This window comes from Kitasatospora sp. NPDC058478, from assembly GCF_042720345.1.
GTDB lineage: Bacteria > Actinomycetota > Actinomycetes > Streptomycetales > Streptomycetaceae > Kitasatospora.
In genome coordinates this window covers 1-13,160 of record NZ_JBHXML010000102.1, presented here as the reverse complement: position 1 = coordinate 13,160, position 13,160 = coordinate 1, and the positions used below count along the sequence as shown (strand labels likewise).

12 protein-coding genes and 1 tRNA gene are annotated in these 13,160 nt (G+C 72.1%); 6 read left to right on the top strand and 7 right to left on the bottom strand.

What is annotated here, in order from left to right:
- Positions 1–708: collagen binding domain-containing protein (locus ACFWPT_RS37675; RefSeq protein WP_380487353.1), on the top strand; the 708-nt coding region annotated here is incomplete at its 5' end.
- Between the two features lie 172 nt (positions 709–880).
- On the opposite strand, the gene ACFWPT_RS37670 is transcribed toward ACFWPT_RS37675, so the two are convergent.
- Positions 881–2,035, bottom strand: a complete 1,155-nt coding sequence (locus ACFWPT_RS37670) for a cystathionine gamma-synthase (RefSeq protein ID WP_063348017.1) — start codon at positions 2,033–2,035, stop codon at positions 881–883.
- A gap of 171 nt (positions 2,036–2,206) precedes the next feature.
- On the opposite strand from ACFWPT_RS37670, the gene msrA reads away from it, so the two are divergent.
- Positions 2,207–2,872: a peptide-methionine (S)-S-oxide reductase MsrA gene (msrA, locus tag ACFWPT_RS37665; protein ID WP_063348018.1), complete on the top strand. Its 666-nt coding sequence runs from the start codon at positions 2,207–2,209 to the stop codon at positions 2,870–2,872.
- A 139-nt stretch (positions 2,873–3,011) separates the two neighbouring features.
- Positions 3,012–3,374: a cupin domain-containing protein gene (locus ACFWPT_RS37660; protein WP_063348019.1), complete on the top strand. Its 363-nt coding sequence runs from the start codon at positions 3,012–3,014 to the stop codon at positions 3,372–3,374.
- Between the two features lie 16 nt (positions 3,375–3,390).
- Here ACFWPT_RS37660 and ACFWPT_RS37655 read toward each other — a convergent pair whose 3' ends face one another.
- The 3 genes from ACFWPT_RS37655 to ACFWPT_RS37645 all read right to left on the bottom strand — a co-directional run bounded on the left by ACFWPT_RS37655 (position 3,391) and on the right by ACFWPT_RS37645 (position 7,130).
- Positions 3,391–4,686, bottom strand: coding sequence for an Ig-like domain-containing protein (locus ACFWPT_RS37655; RefSeq protein WP_380487351.1), 1,296 nt, complete (start codon positions 4,684–4,686; stop codon positions 3,391–3,393).
- 192 nt (positions 4,687–4,878) lie between these two features.
- Positions 4,879–5,214, bottom strand: a complete 336-nt coding sequence (locus ACFWPT_RS37650; protein ID WP_063348021.1) for a hypothetical protein — start codon at positions 5,212–5,214, stop codon at positions 4,879–4,881.
- 491 nt (positions 5,215–5,705) lie between these two features.
- Positions 5,706–7,130, bottom strand: coding sequence for a cystathionine beta-synthase (locus tag ACFWPT_RS37645; protein WP_380345769.1), 1,425 nt, complete (start codon positions 7,128–7,130; stop codon positions 5,706–5,708).
- Positions 7,131–7,362: 232 nt separating this feature from the next.
- Here ACFWPT_RS37645 and ACFWPT_RS37640 point away from each other — a divergent pair, with 232 nt between their 5' ends.
- From ACFWPT_RS37640 to ACFWPT_RS37630, 3 genes are all read left to right on the top strand, one after another.
- A complete protein-coding gene (locus ACFWPT_RS37640) occupies positions 7,363–8,445 on the top strand; it encodes an SGNH/GDSL hydrolase family protein (protein ID WP_380377401.1) in 1,083 nt (360 codons plus the stop codon).
- Between the two features lie 62 nt (positions 8,446–8,507).
- Positions 8,508–9,728: an acetyl-CoA C-acetyltransferase gene (locus ACFWPT_RS37635; protein ID WP_380487349.1), complete on the top strand. Its 1,221-nt coding sequence runs from the start codon at positions 8,508–8,510 to the stop codon at positions 9,726–9,728.
- Positions 9,729–10,019: 291 nt separating this feature from the next.
- Entirely contained in the window at positions 10,020–10,994 is a 975-nt protein-coding gene (locus ACFWPT_RS37630; protein ID WP_380377398.1) for a hypothetical protein, read from the top strand.
- Between the two features lie 105 nt (positions 10,995–11,099).
- Here ACFWPT_RS37630 and ACFWPT_RS37625 read toward each other — a convergent pair whose 3' ends face one another.
- From ACFWPT_RS37625 to ACFWPT_RS37615, 3 genes are all read right to left on the bottom strand, one after another.
- Positions 11,100–11,468, bottom strand: a complete 369-nt coding sequence (locus ACFWPT_RS37625) for a hypothetical protein (protein WP_380424915.1) — start codon at positions 11,466–11,468, stop codon at positions 11,100–11,102.
- Positions 11,469–11,548: 80 nt separating this feature from the next.
- The gene (locus tag ACFWPT_RS37620) at positions 11,549–12,421 is read right to left on the bottom strand and encodes a Bax inhibitor-1/YccA family protein (protein WP_363589740.1); all 873 of its coding nucleotides are present in this window, start codon (positions 12,419–12,421) and stop codon (positions 11,549–11,551) included.
- Between the two features lie 139 nt (positions 12,422–12,560).
- A tRNA-Leu gene (locus tag ACFWPT_RS37615) sits at positions 12,561–12,642 on the bottom strand.
- Between the last annotated feature and the right edge of the window lie 518 nt (positions 12,643–13,160).

Sequence of the window (13,160 nt, the reverse complement as noted above, 5' to 3'; positions counted from 1 at the left end):
CCCGGCCTCCAAACCACCGGAACCAACCCCGACACCCCCGTCGGCTCCCCCTGCACCACCGGAGCGAACGGCACCTGCTCCGCAACCGGCCTCCCCCTCGGCACCTACTACTGGCAGGAGACCGCCGCACCCCCCGGTTACGACCTGCCGCAGCCCGCGGTGACGACCGTGGTCCTCGACACCGACGGACAGAGCATCCCCGTCACCGTCCAGGACACCAAGACCACCGCCCCGACCGGCTCCACCACGGTCACCAAGGTCGACTCCACCACCGGACAACCACTGGCCGGCGCCACCTTCCAGCTCTGGCACGAGACCAACGGCACCCCCGGCCTCCAAACCACCGGCCCCAACCCCGACACCCCCGTCGGATCCCCCTGCACCACCGGGGCGGACGGCGTCTGCTCCGCGGACAACCTTCCGTTCGGCACCTACTACTGGCAGGAGACCACCGCTCCCCCCGGCTACGAACTGCCCCAGACCGCGGTGACCACGGTCGAACTGACCGCGGACTGCCCGTGTGTGACGATCACGGTCGAGGACAAGAAGTGCCCGCCGAAGCCGTGTCCGCGCCCGCCACACTCATGGGCCTCGGCGGACTCATGGACCACGTGGGGCGAATGGAACCTCTGGGACCTGGTGCGCGGCAAGCCTGACCCGAACGAGGATTGCACGCCCGCGTCCCCCACCTCCTGGAAGCGCTCCTGAAGGACCGCTCCGGCGCGAGCGCGTGAGGGCATGACGCAATGAACCGGCCGGAGGAGCCCACAGGGGCTCCTCCGGCCGAGTGCGCCGACAGCGCGTCAGGTGACCATCGCGGTCCCCGGACTGCTCACCGAGGCCGGAGATCTTCGACAGGCTCCGGACTTCTGGGCGCGCCCTAGCCCAGCGCCTGCTTGAGGTCGGCGAGCAGGTCGTCGATCGACTCGATGCCGACCGAGACGCGCACCAGGTCGGCGGGCACCTCCAGCGCCGAACCGGCCACCGAGGCGTGGGTCATCCGGCCCGGGTGCTCGATCAGCGACTCCACGCCGCCGAGCGACTCGCCGAGGGTGAACAGCTGCGCGCGGTTGCAGACCTCGACCGCCGCCTCCTCGCCGCCCTGGACCCGGAACGAGACCATGCCGCCGAAGGCCTTCATCTGCTTGGCGGCGATCTCGTGGCCGGGGTGCTCGGGCAGGCCCGGGTACAGCACCTGGCTGACCTTCGGGTGGCTCGCCAGCAGCTCGGCGACCTTCTCCGCGTTGGCGCTGTGCCGGTCCATCCGGACGCCCAGCGTCTTGATGCCGCGCAGCACCAGCCAGGCGTCGAACGGCCCGGAGACGGCGCCCATCGCGTTCTGGTGGTACGCCACCTCCTCGCCCAGGCTCGCGTCGGCCAGCACCAGCGCACCGCCGACCACGTCCGAGTGGCCGCCCATGTACTTGGTGGTGGAGTGCACGACCGCGTCCGCGCCGAGCGCGATCGGCTGCTGCAGGTAGGGGCTGGCGAAGGTGTTGTCGACCACCAGCAGCGCGCCGGCGCCGTGCGCGACCTCGGCGAGCGCGGCCAGGTCGGTGATGCCCAGCAGCGGGTTGGACGGGGTCTCCACCCAGACCGCGCGGGTGTTGGGGCGCAGCGCGGCGCGGACGGTCGCCAGGTCCTGGGTGTTGGCGACGGAGAACTCGACGCCCCAGCGGGTCAGCACCTTGGCGAACAGCCGGAAGGTGCCGCCGTAGGCGTCGTTGGGGATCACGATGTGGTCGCCCGGCTTGAGGATGGTGCGCAGCAGGGTGTCCTCGGCGGCCAGGCCGGAGGCGAAGGCGAGGCCGCGGGCGCCGCCTTCCAGTGCCGCGAGGCACTCCTCCAGCGCGGTGCGGGTCGGGTTGGCGCTGCGGCTGTACTCGTAGCCGCCCCGCAGGCCGCCCACCCCGTCCTGCTTGTAGGTGGACACCTGGTAGATCGGCGTGACGACGGCCCCGGTCTGGGGGTCTGCTTCCTGACCCGCGTGGATGGCGAGGGTCTCGAAGCCCTGGGGAAGCTGGTGCTCGGTCATGGGTCGAGCCTAGTGGCCGTACGGGCCGGTGCCCTCCGGAACGTCCCAGCCCGCCGTGAACCGGGGCGGCCGTGGACCGGGGCGGCGGCGGAATCCGGGCGGCGCCGGAATCCGGGGGCGGCCCGCCGCGTTGAATCCTGCGCAACCCTCCCTACCCCGCTGGAGCAGGCCGTGCTGTTCAACCGCCACAAGACCTCGCTCGTTCCCGCCGACCAGGCGCTGCCCGGCCGGGAGTCGCCGGGCTTCGCGCTGCGCGAGCCGCACACCGTGCTCGGCCACCCGCTCACCGGGCCGTACCCGGACGGCCTGGAGGTGGCCGACTTCGGGCTGGGCTGCTTCTGGGGCGCCGAGCGGACGTTCTGGCGCCTGCCCGGCGTCTGGACGACGCTGGTCGGTTACCAGGGCGGCTACACCCCCCACCCGACGTACGAGGAGGTGTGCAGCGGGCTGACCGGGCACACCGAGGCGGTCCGGGTGGTGTTCGACCCCTCGCTGGTCTCCTACGAGCGGCTGCTGAAGACCTTCTGGGAGGCGCACGACCCGACCCAGGGCAACCGCCAGGGCAACGACGTCGGCACCCAGTACCGCTCCGCCGTCTACACCCACTCCCCCGTCCAGGCCGCCGCCGCGGCCGCCGGCCGGGACGCCTTCCAGCCGGCCCTGACCGCGCTCGGCTACGGCCCGATCACCACCGAGATCGCCCCGGCGGGCCCGTTCTACCCGGCCGAGCCGTACCACCAGCAGTACCTGTCCGACGCCAAGAACCCGAACGGCTACTGCGGCCTCGGCGGCACCGGCGCCTCCTGCCCGATCGGCGTGGCCCGCACGCAGGGCTGACCGTCCGTGACCGTTCCGGCGGGCCGGCCACCCGAGGTGACCGCCCGCCGGTCGGGGCGCAGACTGGAAGGGCCAGCAGACGGGCCTGCCTCCTCCTCTCGCTGGACGGCCGGGCCGTCCGTGGGGAGAGGAGTGCGCCATGTCCGGTCTCGTCCGCATGAGCTTCGACGCCCCCGAGGAGGTCCGCCCCTTCGAGGAGGGCACGGGGGAACTGCGTCTGGTCAACCTGGACGCCGGCCCGGTGGGCCGGGCCGTGTTCCACCCCGGTTGGCAGTGGTCCAAGCACGTGAAGCCGATCGCCAAGACCGACAGCTGCCTGGCCGCCCACACCGGGTACGTGGTCTCGGGCCGGATGAGGATCGTCATGGACGACGGGCAGGAGACCGAGTTCGGCCCGGGCGACCTGATGATCTGCCCGCCCGGGCACGATGCCTGGATCGTCGGCGACGAGCCGTGCGTGATCGTCGACTGGCAGGGTTTCGCCGACTACGCGAAGCGCTGACCGGCGGCTCCCGGCGTCAGACGGCGCTGCCGGCCTTCCAGGCGGCCCAGCCGAGGTTCCAGCCGTTCAGGCCGTTGTCCGGCGCGACGGTCTTGTCACCGGAGTTCACGACCTCGACCACGTCGCCGACCATGGAGCTCTTGTAGAACTTGTAGCCGTCCGTGCTGCCGTCCTGCGCGCCCTTGGCGTCCTGGAGGCCGATGCAGCCGTGGCTGGTGTTCTGGCCGCCGAAGATCGACGACGAGGACCAGTAGTTGCCGTGGATGAAGGTGCCCGAGGTGGTGAGCCGCTGGGCGTGCGGCACGTCCGCGATGTCGTACTCGCTGCCGAGGTTGACGGTCTGCGAGTTCATCCGGGTCTGCTGGAACTGCTCGGAGATCACCATCTTGCCGCCCCAGGTGCGGTGCTCGGGCGAGCCGCCGGAGATCTTGTAGACGGCGCTGACCTGGCCGTCGGTGGTGACGGTGAGCTTCTTGGCGGCGAGGTCGGCGACGCTGGTCTGGGCGCGGCCGATGGTGAAGCGGACGTCCTTGGACTGGGTGCCGTAGACGCCCTTGGCGCCCTCGACGTCCTTGAGCCGGAGCTTGAGGGTGACCTTGGTGCCCTTGGCCCAGTACTCCTGCGGCCGGAAGTCGAGGCGGGTGCTGGAGAACCAGTACCCGACGATCTCGACGCCCGGCTCGGCTATCACGGTGATCGCCTGCTGGACGGCCTTGCGGTCGGTGATCGGCTTGCTGAAGGTGATCGAGACGGGCATGCCGACGCCGACGACCGAGCCGTCCTCGGGCGTGAAGTAGCCGACGAAGGTGTTGGCCGGGGTGGCCGTGGTGAAGGTGGCGTTGGCGTCCGCCTCCAGCTTGTCCTTGTCGAGGGCGGTGGCGGCCACGGTGTACTTGGTGCCGCTGGCGGGGGCGGCGGCCGAGGTCCAGCTGGCGCCGTCGGAGGCGAGCTGGCCGGCCAGTTCCTTGCCCGTGGAGTCGGTGACCTTGACGGTGCCCAGGGTGCCGTTGCTGACGGTGACCTTGACCGGCTCGCTGAAGCTGGCGGAGGCGGCACCGTCCGCAGGAGTGACGGTGATGACGGCGGTCGAGGTCTTCGGCGCGCTGCTGGTCCCGCCGGAGCCGCTGCTGGCGCCCGGGGTTCCAGCGGAACCGCCCGAACCGCCCGAACCGCCCGAGCCGTTGGCGTCGGCGCTCTTGGTGTCGTTGCAGGCCGCGAGCAGCAGGACCGGCGCCCCGATCAGACCCGCGAGCACTCCGCGCCGGCTCCAGTTGCCTCCGCCTGCCCGCCCCTGACCGTCCCGTGCCGTCACGTCGCGTCTCCCTGCTGATCATCCCGGGCATTTACGGATACAGAAACGCAATCCGCCCGTGCACGGTTCCACCTCCGAAGGGTAAGCGATCGTATGAGATGACCCAACTTCCCGGTGAACAGGGAAAAAACGCCCGGCCTGCGGGGCAGACCGGGCGTTCACGAGCGGTGACGAGCTCGCGGGGCGAGGCCGCTACTCTGCGGACTCGTCCACCACGTACTCGTCCCAGCCCTCGTTCTCGGGGTCGAACTCGGTCTGCGCCGACTCCCAGGTCGCCGAGGCCAGTTCGACACCCGGCACGTCGCCGAGCAGCGCCACCGGGTCGATGAAGTGGGCGAGCGAACCCGACGGGTCCACCTCGATGGCGTCGACGGACTGGGCGCGCTCGTCGTCGTCGAGGTACTCGTCCTCGGTCACCTGCTTCAGGGCGGCCGCCTTGAGCGCGCCCTCGTCGGTGATCTCCGCGATGAGCTCGATCTTGAGCCGGACGTAGCGCGGCTCGTCCTGGGTGGTTTCAGTGCTGGTCATGCGTGTGAGCGTACGGGAAGGGCCGGTCCCTCGGAGAAGGACCGGCCCTGCCGTTCTCCGCCTCGGTTCCCCCACCCGGGAACCGCGGAGACGCGCCGTGCGGCGCGCAGTACCGCGGGAGCCGCCGCACCCTGTCGACCGGCCGCAGCCGGACAGGGGCGGGACGACGGCACCTCCCGCGGAGGCCCCTCTCCCCCGTTGCCGGGTTGGAGGGCGGACACGGCGGGCCGGGTCAGGACCGCCCGACGTGTCCGGAGCCGACCGCGTCCGCCGGGGAGCCGCTCCCGGACGGTTGCCGTCGTCTCGCTCGGCGTCTTGCCGTTGACCACCACGATGCCGGACGGTTGTTAACCGCGTGCTGCGGGCAGGTGACGCCGGTGTACCACTTCGCCCGTGGGCGAACCGCGGGCAAATCGTGGGCGAAACCTCGTCCGCCCCGCCGACCGGAGCCGGTGGCGAGGTCGGGGTCGGTCAGGGCCGGCGACGACGGGTCAGTGCGCGGCGCGGCCGGCGAGGAAGCCCAGCAGGTCCTGGCGGGTGACGATGCCCTGCGGCTTGCCGTCCACCAGCACCACCGCGGCGTCGGCCTTCTCCAGCACGGTCATCAGGTTGGTGACCGTCTCGCCCGCACCGACGACCGGCAGCGGCTTGGACATCACCCGGTCCAGCGTGTCGGTCAGCTCGATCTCCTTCGCGAAGACGCCCTCCAGCAGGAGCTTCTCCGCCACCGAGCCGATCACCTCGCCGGCCATGATGTCGGGGTGCCCGGCACCCGGGGAGACCACCGGCATCTGCGAGACGCCGTACTCGCGCAGCACCCGGACCGCCTCGGCGACCGTCTCGTTCGGGTGCATGTGGACGAACTGCGGGATGCCCTCGTGCTCGATGGCGTCCTTGCGGGCCAGCACCTCGCCGATGTGCGCCTCGTCGGTGGCCGAGGGCAGGAAGCCGTAGTCGGCCATCCAGTCGTCGTTGAAGATCTTGGACAGGTAGCCGCGGCCGCCGTCCGGCAGCAGCACCACCACGACGTCGTCCGGGCCCAGGCCCTTGGCCACCTCCAGCGCGGCCACCACGGCCATGCCGCAGGAGCCGCCGACCAGCAGGCCCTCCTCCTTGGCCAGGCGGCGGGTCATCTGGAAGGAGTCCTTGTCGGAGACGGCGACGATGCCGTCGGCGACGTCACGGTCGTAGGCGGTCGGCCAGAAGTCCTCGCCCACGCCCTCGACCAGGTACGGCCGGCCGGTGCCGCCCGAGTAGACCGAGCCCTCCGGGTCGGCGCCGATCACCTTGACCTTGCCGCCCGAGACCTCCTTCAGGTAGTTGCCGGTGCCGGAGATGGTGCCGCCGGTGCCGACGCCCGCCACGAAGTGGGTGATCCGGCCCTCGGTCTGCTCCCACAGCTCCGGACCGGTGGAGTGGTAGTGCGAGGCCGGGTTGTCCGGGTTGGAGTACTGGTCCGGCTTCCAGGCGTTCGGGGTCTCCCGGACGAGCCGGTCGGAGACGTTGTAGTACGAGTCCGGGTGCTCGGGGGCCACGGCGGTGGGACAGACGACCACCTCGGCGCCGTACGCGCGCAGGGTGTTGATCTTGTCGGTGGACACCTTGTCCGGACAGACGAAGATGCACTTGTAGCCCTTCTGCTGGGCCACGATCGCCAGGCCGACGCCGGTGTTGCCGGAGGTCGGCTCGACGATGGTGCCGCCCGGCTTCAGGGCGCCCGAGGCCTCGGCGGCCTCGATCATGCGCATCGCGATGCGGTCCTTCACCGAGCCGCCGGGGTTGAAGTACTCGACCTTCGCCAGCACTGTCGCGCTGATGCCCTCGGTGACCTTGTTCAGCTTGACCAGCGGCGTGTTGCCGACGAGGTCGATGATCGAGTTGTGGTACCGCACGGGGGTCCTCCCGGTTGTGGGCATGCGAGTGCTTTCGGTACTGCAAAGCCTAGGCCGTGCCGCCCGCCCCAGCCCGCCCTTCCGCCCCACCCGCCCCTCGCCCCGCCCCGGCCCCGCGCGGCGGCCCCGCCACCCGCCCTCCTCCCCCAATGGCCCAGCCCCGCAGGTAGCCCCGGCCCCCGCGCGGGTAGGAGGGGGGTGCAGGCATCGCCATGGCCCCGGAGGGGGCGGCACCAGGACGCGAAGGGGGCATCGGATGCCAGGGGCACAGGACTCGCGGGCCCGGGTGGCCCGCCGGATCGCCACCGCGGCGGCGTACGGCGGCGGCGGGCTCGGCCTGCTGGGTGTGGGACTGGTGGGCGTGCTGCTCACCGAGAGCAAGCTGGCGATCCAGGCCATCGGCGTGCTGGAGGGCGATCCGCCCAAGGCCGACGGCGTCTACGGCGAGGCCTTCGCCGACAGCTCCGCCGCCACGCAGCCGCCGCTGGTGCTGGCCGTCCTCGGCGACTCCACCGGCGCCGGCCTCGGTGTGCTGCGGGCCCGGGAGACCCCGGGCGCGCTGCTGGCCGCGGGTCTGGCCTCGGTGGCCGAGCGCCCGGTCCGGCTGGTCAACGTGGCCCGCTCCGGCGGCCGTTCCGCCCACCTCTCGGGCCAGCTGGAGCAGGCGCTGCCGCACCACCCGGACGTCGCCGTGCTCATGATCGGCGCCAACGACGTGACCCGGCACAGCCCGGCCCAGCTGGCCGTCCGCCAGCTCGGCGAGGCCGTCGCGGCGCTGCGGGCGAACGGCTGCGAGGTGGTGGTCGGCACCTGCCCGGACCTCGGGACGATCAAGCCGGTGCACCCGCCGCTGCGCTGGGTGGCCCGCCGGCTGAGCCGCCAGCTGGCGGCCGCGCAGACCATCGCGGTCGTGGAGGCCGGCGGCCGGACGGTCTCGCTGGGCTCGCTGCTGGGCCCGGAGTTCGCGGCGCGCCCGGAGATGTTCGCCGCCGACCGCTACCACCCGTCCGCCCAGGGCTACGCGACGGCCGCGATGGCCGTGCTGCCCTCGGTGTGCGCCGCGCTCGGCCTCTGGCCGGAGGAGGAGCGCCCGGCCGCACCCGTGCCGGGCGGGACGGTGCTGCCGGTGGCGATGGCCGCCGCCGCCGCGGCCGGGCGTTCGGGCACCGAGGTCGCGGCCGTCGAGACGGAGGGCGCCGGCCGCCGCTGGGCGTTGCTGCGCCACCGGCTGCGGGTCGGGCTGCCCGGCTCGTGGGCGCCCGAGGAGACCCGGGAAGGAGCCGCTCCAGAGGCCGGCGACACGTCGGCCAGCTCACACGCCGGGACGGGTGACGCCTGATCTACCAGGCGGTAACTTTCCTCCCGGACGCCAGTCCGCCGTCACCCAGCGAGGAGCCCGCCATGCCCGAAGCCGTCATCGTCAGCGCCACCCGTTCGCCGATCGGCCGGGCCTTCAAGGGCTCGCTCAAGGACGTCCGCCCCGACGACCTGACCGCCCACGTCATCCAGGCCGCGCTGGCCAAGGTCCCGCAGCTCGACCCGCGCGAGATCGACGACCTGATGCTCGGCTGCGGCCTGCCCGGCGGCGAGCAGGGCCACAACCTGGCCCGCATCGTGGCCGTCCAGATGGGCATGGACTACCTGCCCGGCGCCACCATCACCCGCTACTGCTCGTCCTCGCTGCAGACCACGCGGATGGCACTGCACGCGATCAGGGCCGGAGAGGGCGACGTCTTCCTCTCGGCCGGCGTGGAGACCGTCTCGCGCAGCGTGAACGGGACCTCGGACGGCATGCCGGGCACCACGAACCCGGTCTTCGACGAGGCCCAGGCCCGCACCGCCAAGCGCGCCGAGGAGGGCGGCGGGGAGTGGCACGACCCGCGCGAGGACGGCCGGCTGCCGGACGCCTACATCGCGATGGGCCAGACCGCCGAGAACCTGGCCGCACTCAAGGGGATCACCCGCGCCGAGCAGGACGAGTTCGGCGTCCGCTCGCAGAACCTCGCCGAGGCCGCCGTCAAGGCCGGCTTCTGGGAGCGCGAGATCACCCCGGTGACGCTCCCGGACGGCACCGTGGTGAGCAAGGACGACGGCCCGCGCGCCGGCGTCACGCTGGAGGGCGTCTCCGGCCTGAAGCCGGTGTTCCGACCGGACGGCACCGTGACCGCCGGTAACTGCTGCCCGCTGAACGACGGCGCCGCCGCGCTGGTCATCATGTCCGACACCAAGGCCCGGGAGCTGGGCATCACCCCGCTCGCCCGGGTGGTCTCCACCGGCGTCAGCGCGCTCTCCCCCGAGATCATGGGCTACGGCCCGGTCGAGGCCTCCCGGCAGGCGCTGCGGCGGGCCGGCCTGACCATCGACGACATCGACCTGGTCGAGATCAACGAGGCCTTCGCCGCCCAGGTGATCCCGTCCTACCGGGATCTCGGCATCGACCTGGACAAGCTGAACGTCAACGGCGGCGCGATCGCCGTCGGCCACCCGTTCGGCATGACCGGCGCCCGGATCACCACCACCCTGATCAACTCGCTGCAGTGGCACGACAAGCAGTTCGGCCTGGAGACCATGTGCGTCGGCGGCGGCCAGGGCATGGCGATGGTGATCGAGCGCCTCAGCTGACCCCGCCGAGCCACCCCGAAAGGGTCTGGACCACCCATTTGGAGTGACCGTGAGTAATTGAGGGCCGGATCACATCGCGAGGTCGATCCGGCCCTCTTTTCGCTCGTTTTCGGCCCGGAAATCGACACTGCGGAGCGGATCAACTCCACTGCGTAGAACGGTGTTACCTAACAATTTGGGGACAAGAGCGAAAGTCCCCCACAAATTAGACATTCGCCACTGCGGCAACAGCCCCGGATGCGGCAGTGTGGACACGTAACCCCGTTCCGCTCCTCGCTAGGAGTACGTTCCGTGAGCGCCGTCTACACCATCCTGCTGCTGATCCTGATCACCGTGTCGACCGCCGTGCTGCTCCATCTCCGGGGACTCTCCCGCCGGCTGGACGCGCAGGCCGCGGCCCAGGCCGCACCCGCCCCGGTGGACCAGGCCGCGATACGCCAGGCCGTCACCGAGGCACTCGCCGCCGACCGCGAGCGGGAGATCACCGAGGCCCGGGCGTTCTGGGCCGAGCAGGAGGCCCGCGCGGCCGAGGACGCGCCACTGTTCGACTCCCCGTACACCGGCGCGTTCGCCAGCACCGACGAGTGGCCGCTGTTCTTCCCCCGCCCCACCGGCCCGCAGGACGCCGTCGACAACGCCGGCACCATGGACCCGGAGTTCGGCGAGGCGCTGCGCTCCGCGCTGGAGGACCTGATCAACGAGGGCCCCGCCGAGCCCGGTCCCGAGGGCGGCTCGTCGCTGTTCCCCGGCCAGGGCTCCGGCACCTCCTCCGCCGGCTCCACCGCCGCCTCCACCGGCTCCGCCGAGCCCACCGGGGACGCCCGCGCCCGCCGCGAGGCCGACCTGCTGGCCACCGGCCTGGAGGCCGGGCTGCTGGACGCCGACCAGGCCGTCGAGGACGCCCCGGTCGCCGCGCCCGACCCGCGCCGCCACCCCTCCCACCCCGACTTCGTGCCCAGCCAGGCGCCGTCCCGCGAGTGGACCGACACCCGGCTGGCCACCCTCGCCGACGAGGCCGTCGCCCTGATCGACGTCCGCCCGGGCCCGCTGGGCACCCTGGACGTGTACGCCTTCGCCGACGGCACCACGCTCTGCGTGGCCCCGGGCGACCGGGAGGCCGCCTACCGGCTGATCGACGCGGTCCGTGCCGGTGAGCACGTCCGACTGCTCGGCGGCTCGCGCTTCTCCGGCTCGTACTCGCTGACCTTCTCCACCGACGAGGAGGCCGTCTACGTCCTCGCCGACCGGGTGGTCGCCAGCATCTGACGCCGCCCCAGCAGCGCGGCAGCACGGCACACACAGCGCAGCACGCCGAAGGCCGGCCGGGTCAAGGGGTTACCGACCCGGCCGGCCTTCGGCGTGTCCGGACGTCTAGCCGCAGAGCGCCGCCGTCGCGCGCACCGCGGCCACCGCTTCGGCCAGCACCTCCGCGGCCGCCACCGGCCCGTCCGCCAGGGCGACCGCGGCGCCCTCCGGCAGGGCCGTCAGCGCGGCCGCCAGGTCGTGCCCGGCGACGGCCAGTTGGTCGCCCACCGCGAACGCCCCGGCCTCCGGGAACTCCCGCTCCGGCCCGCCCTCCGCCGCCAGCGCGAGGGCCGCCAGCCGCCGGGCCAACGCCAGTGCGGCCGCCGCCCGGGACTCGTACCCGGGCACGGCGCCCAGCAGTTTGCTCTGCGGCAGCGAGCGGAAACGATCCGCCAGGGAGTCGACGGCTTCGACCAGGAGCTGTACGTCATGCATGACAGGGAGCCTAAACGCCGCCGGGCCCCCGGAGCGTTTCGCTCCGGGGGCCCGGCGGCAGTGGTACGGCGGGACCGCGATTAGTCGTCGCCGCGCAGGATCGCGATCAGGCGCAGCATCTCGACGTAGATCCAGACCAGCGACAGGGTGAGCCCGAAGGCGGCCCGCCAGGCCTCCTTCTGCGGCGCGCCCTGGGCGATGCCCTCCTCGATCGCCGCGAAGTCCAGCGACAGGAAGAAGGCGCCGAGGGCGATGCCGATCAGGCCGACCACGATGCCCAGCGGGCCTGAACGCAGCCCCATGTCGGCGCCGAACGCCATCGCGATCATGTTGACCAGCATCAGCAGCACGAAGCCCATGGCGATCGCGATGCCGATCCGGGTGTAGCGCGCGGTGACCCGGATCCGGCCGCTCTTGTAGGCGAACAGCATCGCCGCGAAGACCGCCGCCGTGCCCAGCACCGCCTGGATCGCGATGCCGTTGATGACGGTGTTGAGCGCGTGCGTGACCGCGCCGAGCGCGAAGCCCTCAAGAGCCGCGTAGGTCAGGATCAGCGGCGGGCTGACGCTGCGCTTGAAGGAGACCACCAGGCCGACGACCATGGCCACCAGGCTGGCGCCGATCGCGAAGCCGAAGTTCTCGAACGGCAGCACGAACCAGGCCACCGCGCCGGCGGCGACCAGGGTCAGCAGCGTCATGGCCGTGCGCGCGACCACGTCGTCGAGCGTCATCCGACCGGTGGCGGCGGGGCCGGCCGACGGCCCGTTGTACATCTCGTACAGCTGCTCGTCGGTCAGCGGGCCCTGCGCCTGCGGCTGCTGGGCGTAAGGGGTCCCCGCGTAGGGGTTGTTGCCGTACTGGCCCCCGGCCTGCGTGGTGGTACCGAACCCCGCGTAGCCGGGCTCGCGGGTGAAGGACCCCTCCCGCGAGAAGACCGGGTTGCTGCTTCTCATTGCACATTCCCTCCGTGGCGGCACTGCACCGCCCAGCCACCAGGGTAATGGCTTGGCAAAAATATCGGGATACGCCGCGAGGAGGATCACTGAAGGACTCCCGGCGGGGACGCCGTCGGCGCCCCCGCGAGTCGAGCGGTGCCCGGAGCCGGACTCGAACCGGCACGGCCTCACGGCCAAGCAGTTTTAAGCTGCCCGTGTCTGCGTTCCACCATCCGGGCGTCCTGTGGACGGGCCCCTCCATCGGCCGGAGAAGAAACGCTCCACCCCCGGTGCGGGCCACCCCAGAGCCTAGTCGCCCGCCTCGCCCTTTCGCATGTTCCCAGCCAGGGAAGTTGTCATGTTTCCTTGCGATCTGACGAACAGTCCGCAATTCGGCCACGAAGTGCACGAGTTCCGGCCACCGACCCGCGCTCAGGGTCGGCGTCATACCCCAGGAGGAGGGCGTCACCTGGCCGTACGCCCAGCGGTGGTCAGGCCAACCGTCCGGCGGAGCGACGAGAACTCATGATCACACGGCGGAGCATGGAGGTACGGCCGGGCGCCCCTGGCGGCCCGGCCGTCCAGGCGCCCAGCGCGTCTCCCGCAGCCCGCGACCACCAAGGAGCACCCCCGTGACCACGTCGACCGCAACCGCCGTCCGGACCGGCCTGGCGGCCGCCCGCGCCACCGGCCTCAACAAGGTCTACGGGGACGGGGAGACCCGCGTCGTGGCCCTCGACAACGTCAGCGTCGACTT

What these genes read in the sequence shown, in the direction of transcription:
- ACFWPT_RS37670 (WP_063348017.1), bottom strand. Translation starts at nt 2,035, where the DNA reads ATGACCGAGCACCAGCTTCCCCAGGGCTTCGAGACCCTCGCCATCCAC.
- ACFWPT_RS37660 (WP_063348019.1), top strand. Translation starts at nt 3,012, where the DNA reads ATGTCCGGTCTCGTCCGCATGAGCTTCGACGCCCCCGAGGAGGTCCGC.
- ACFWPT_RS37650 (WP_063348021.1), bottom strand. Translation starts at nt 5,214, where the DNA reads ATGACCAGCACTGAAACCACCCAGGACGAGCCGCGCTACGTCCGGCTC.
- ACFWPT_RS37645 (WP_380345769.1), bottom strand. Translation starts at nt 7,130, where the DNA reads ATGCCCACAACCGGGAGGACCCCCGTGCGGTACCACAACTCGATCATC.
- ACFWPT_RS37640 (WP_380377401.1), top strand. Translation starts at nt 7,363, where the DNA reads ATGCCAGGGGCACAGGACTCGCGGGCCCGGGTGGCCCGCCGGATCGCC.
- ACFWPT_RS37635 (WP_380487349.1), top strand. Translation starts at nt 8,508, where the DNA reads ATGCCCGAAGCCGTCATCGTCAGCGCCACCCGTTCGCCGATCGGCCGG.
- ACFWPT_RS37625 (WP_380424915.1), bottom strand. Translation starts at nt 11,468, where the DNA reads ATGCATGACGTACAGCTCCTGGTCGAAGCCGTCGACTCCCTGGCGGAT.
- ACFWPT_RS37620 (WP_363589740.1), bottom strand. Translation starts at nt 12,421, where the DNA reads ATGAGAAGCAGCAACCCGGTCTTCTCGCGGGAGGGGTCCTTCACCCGC.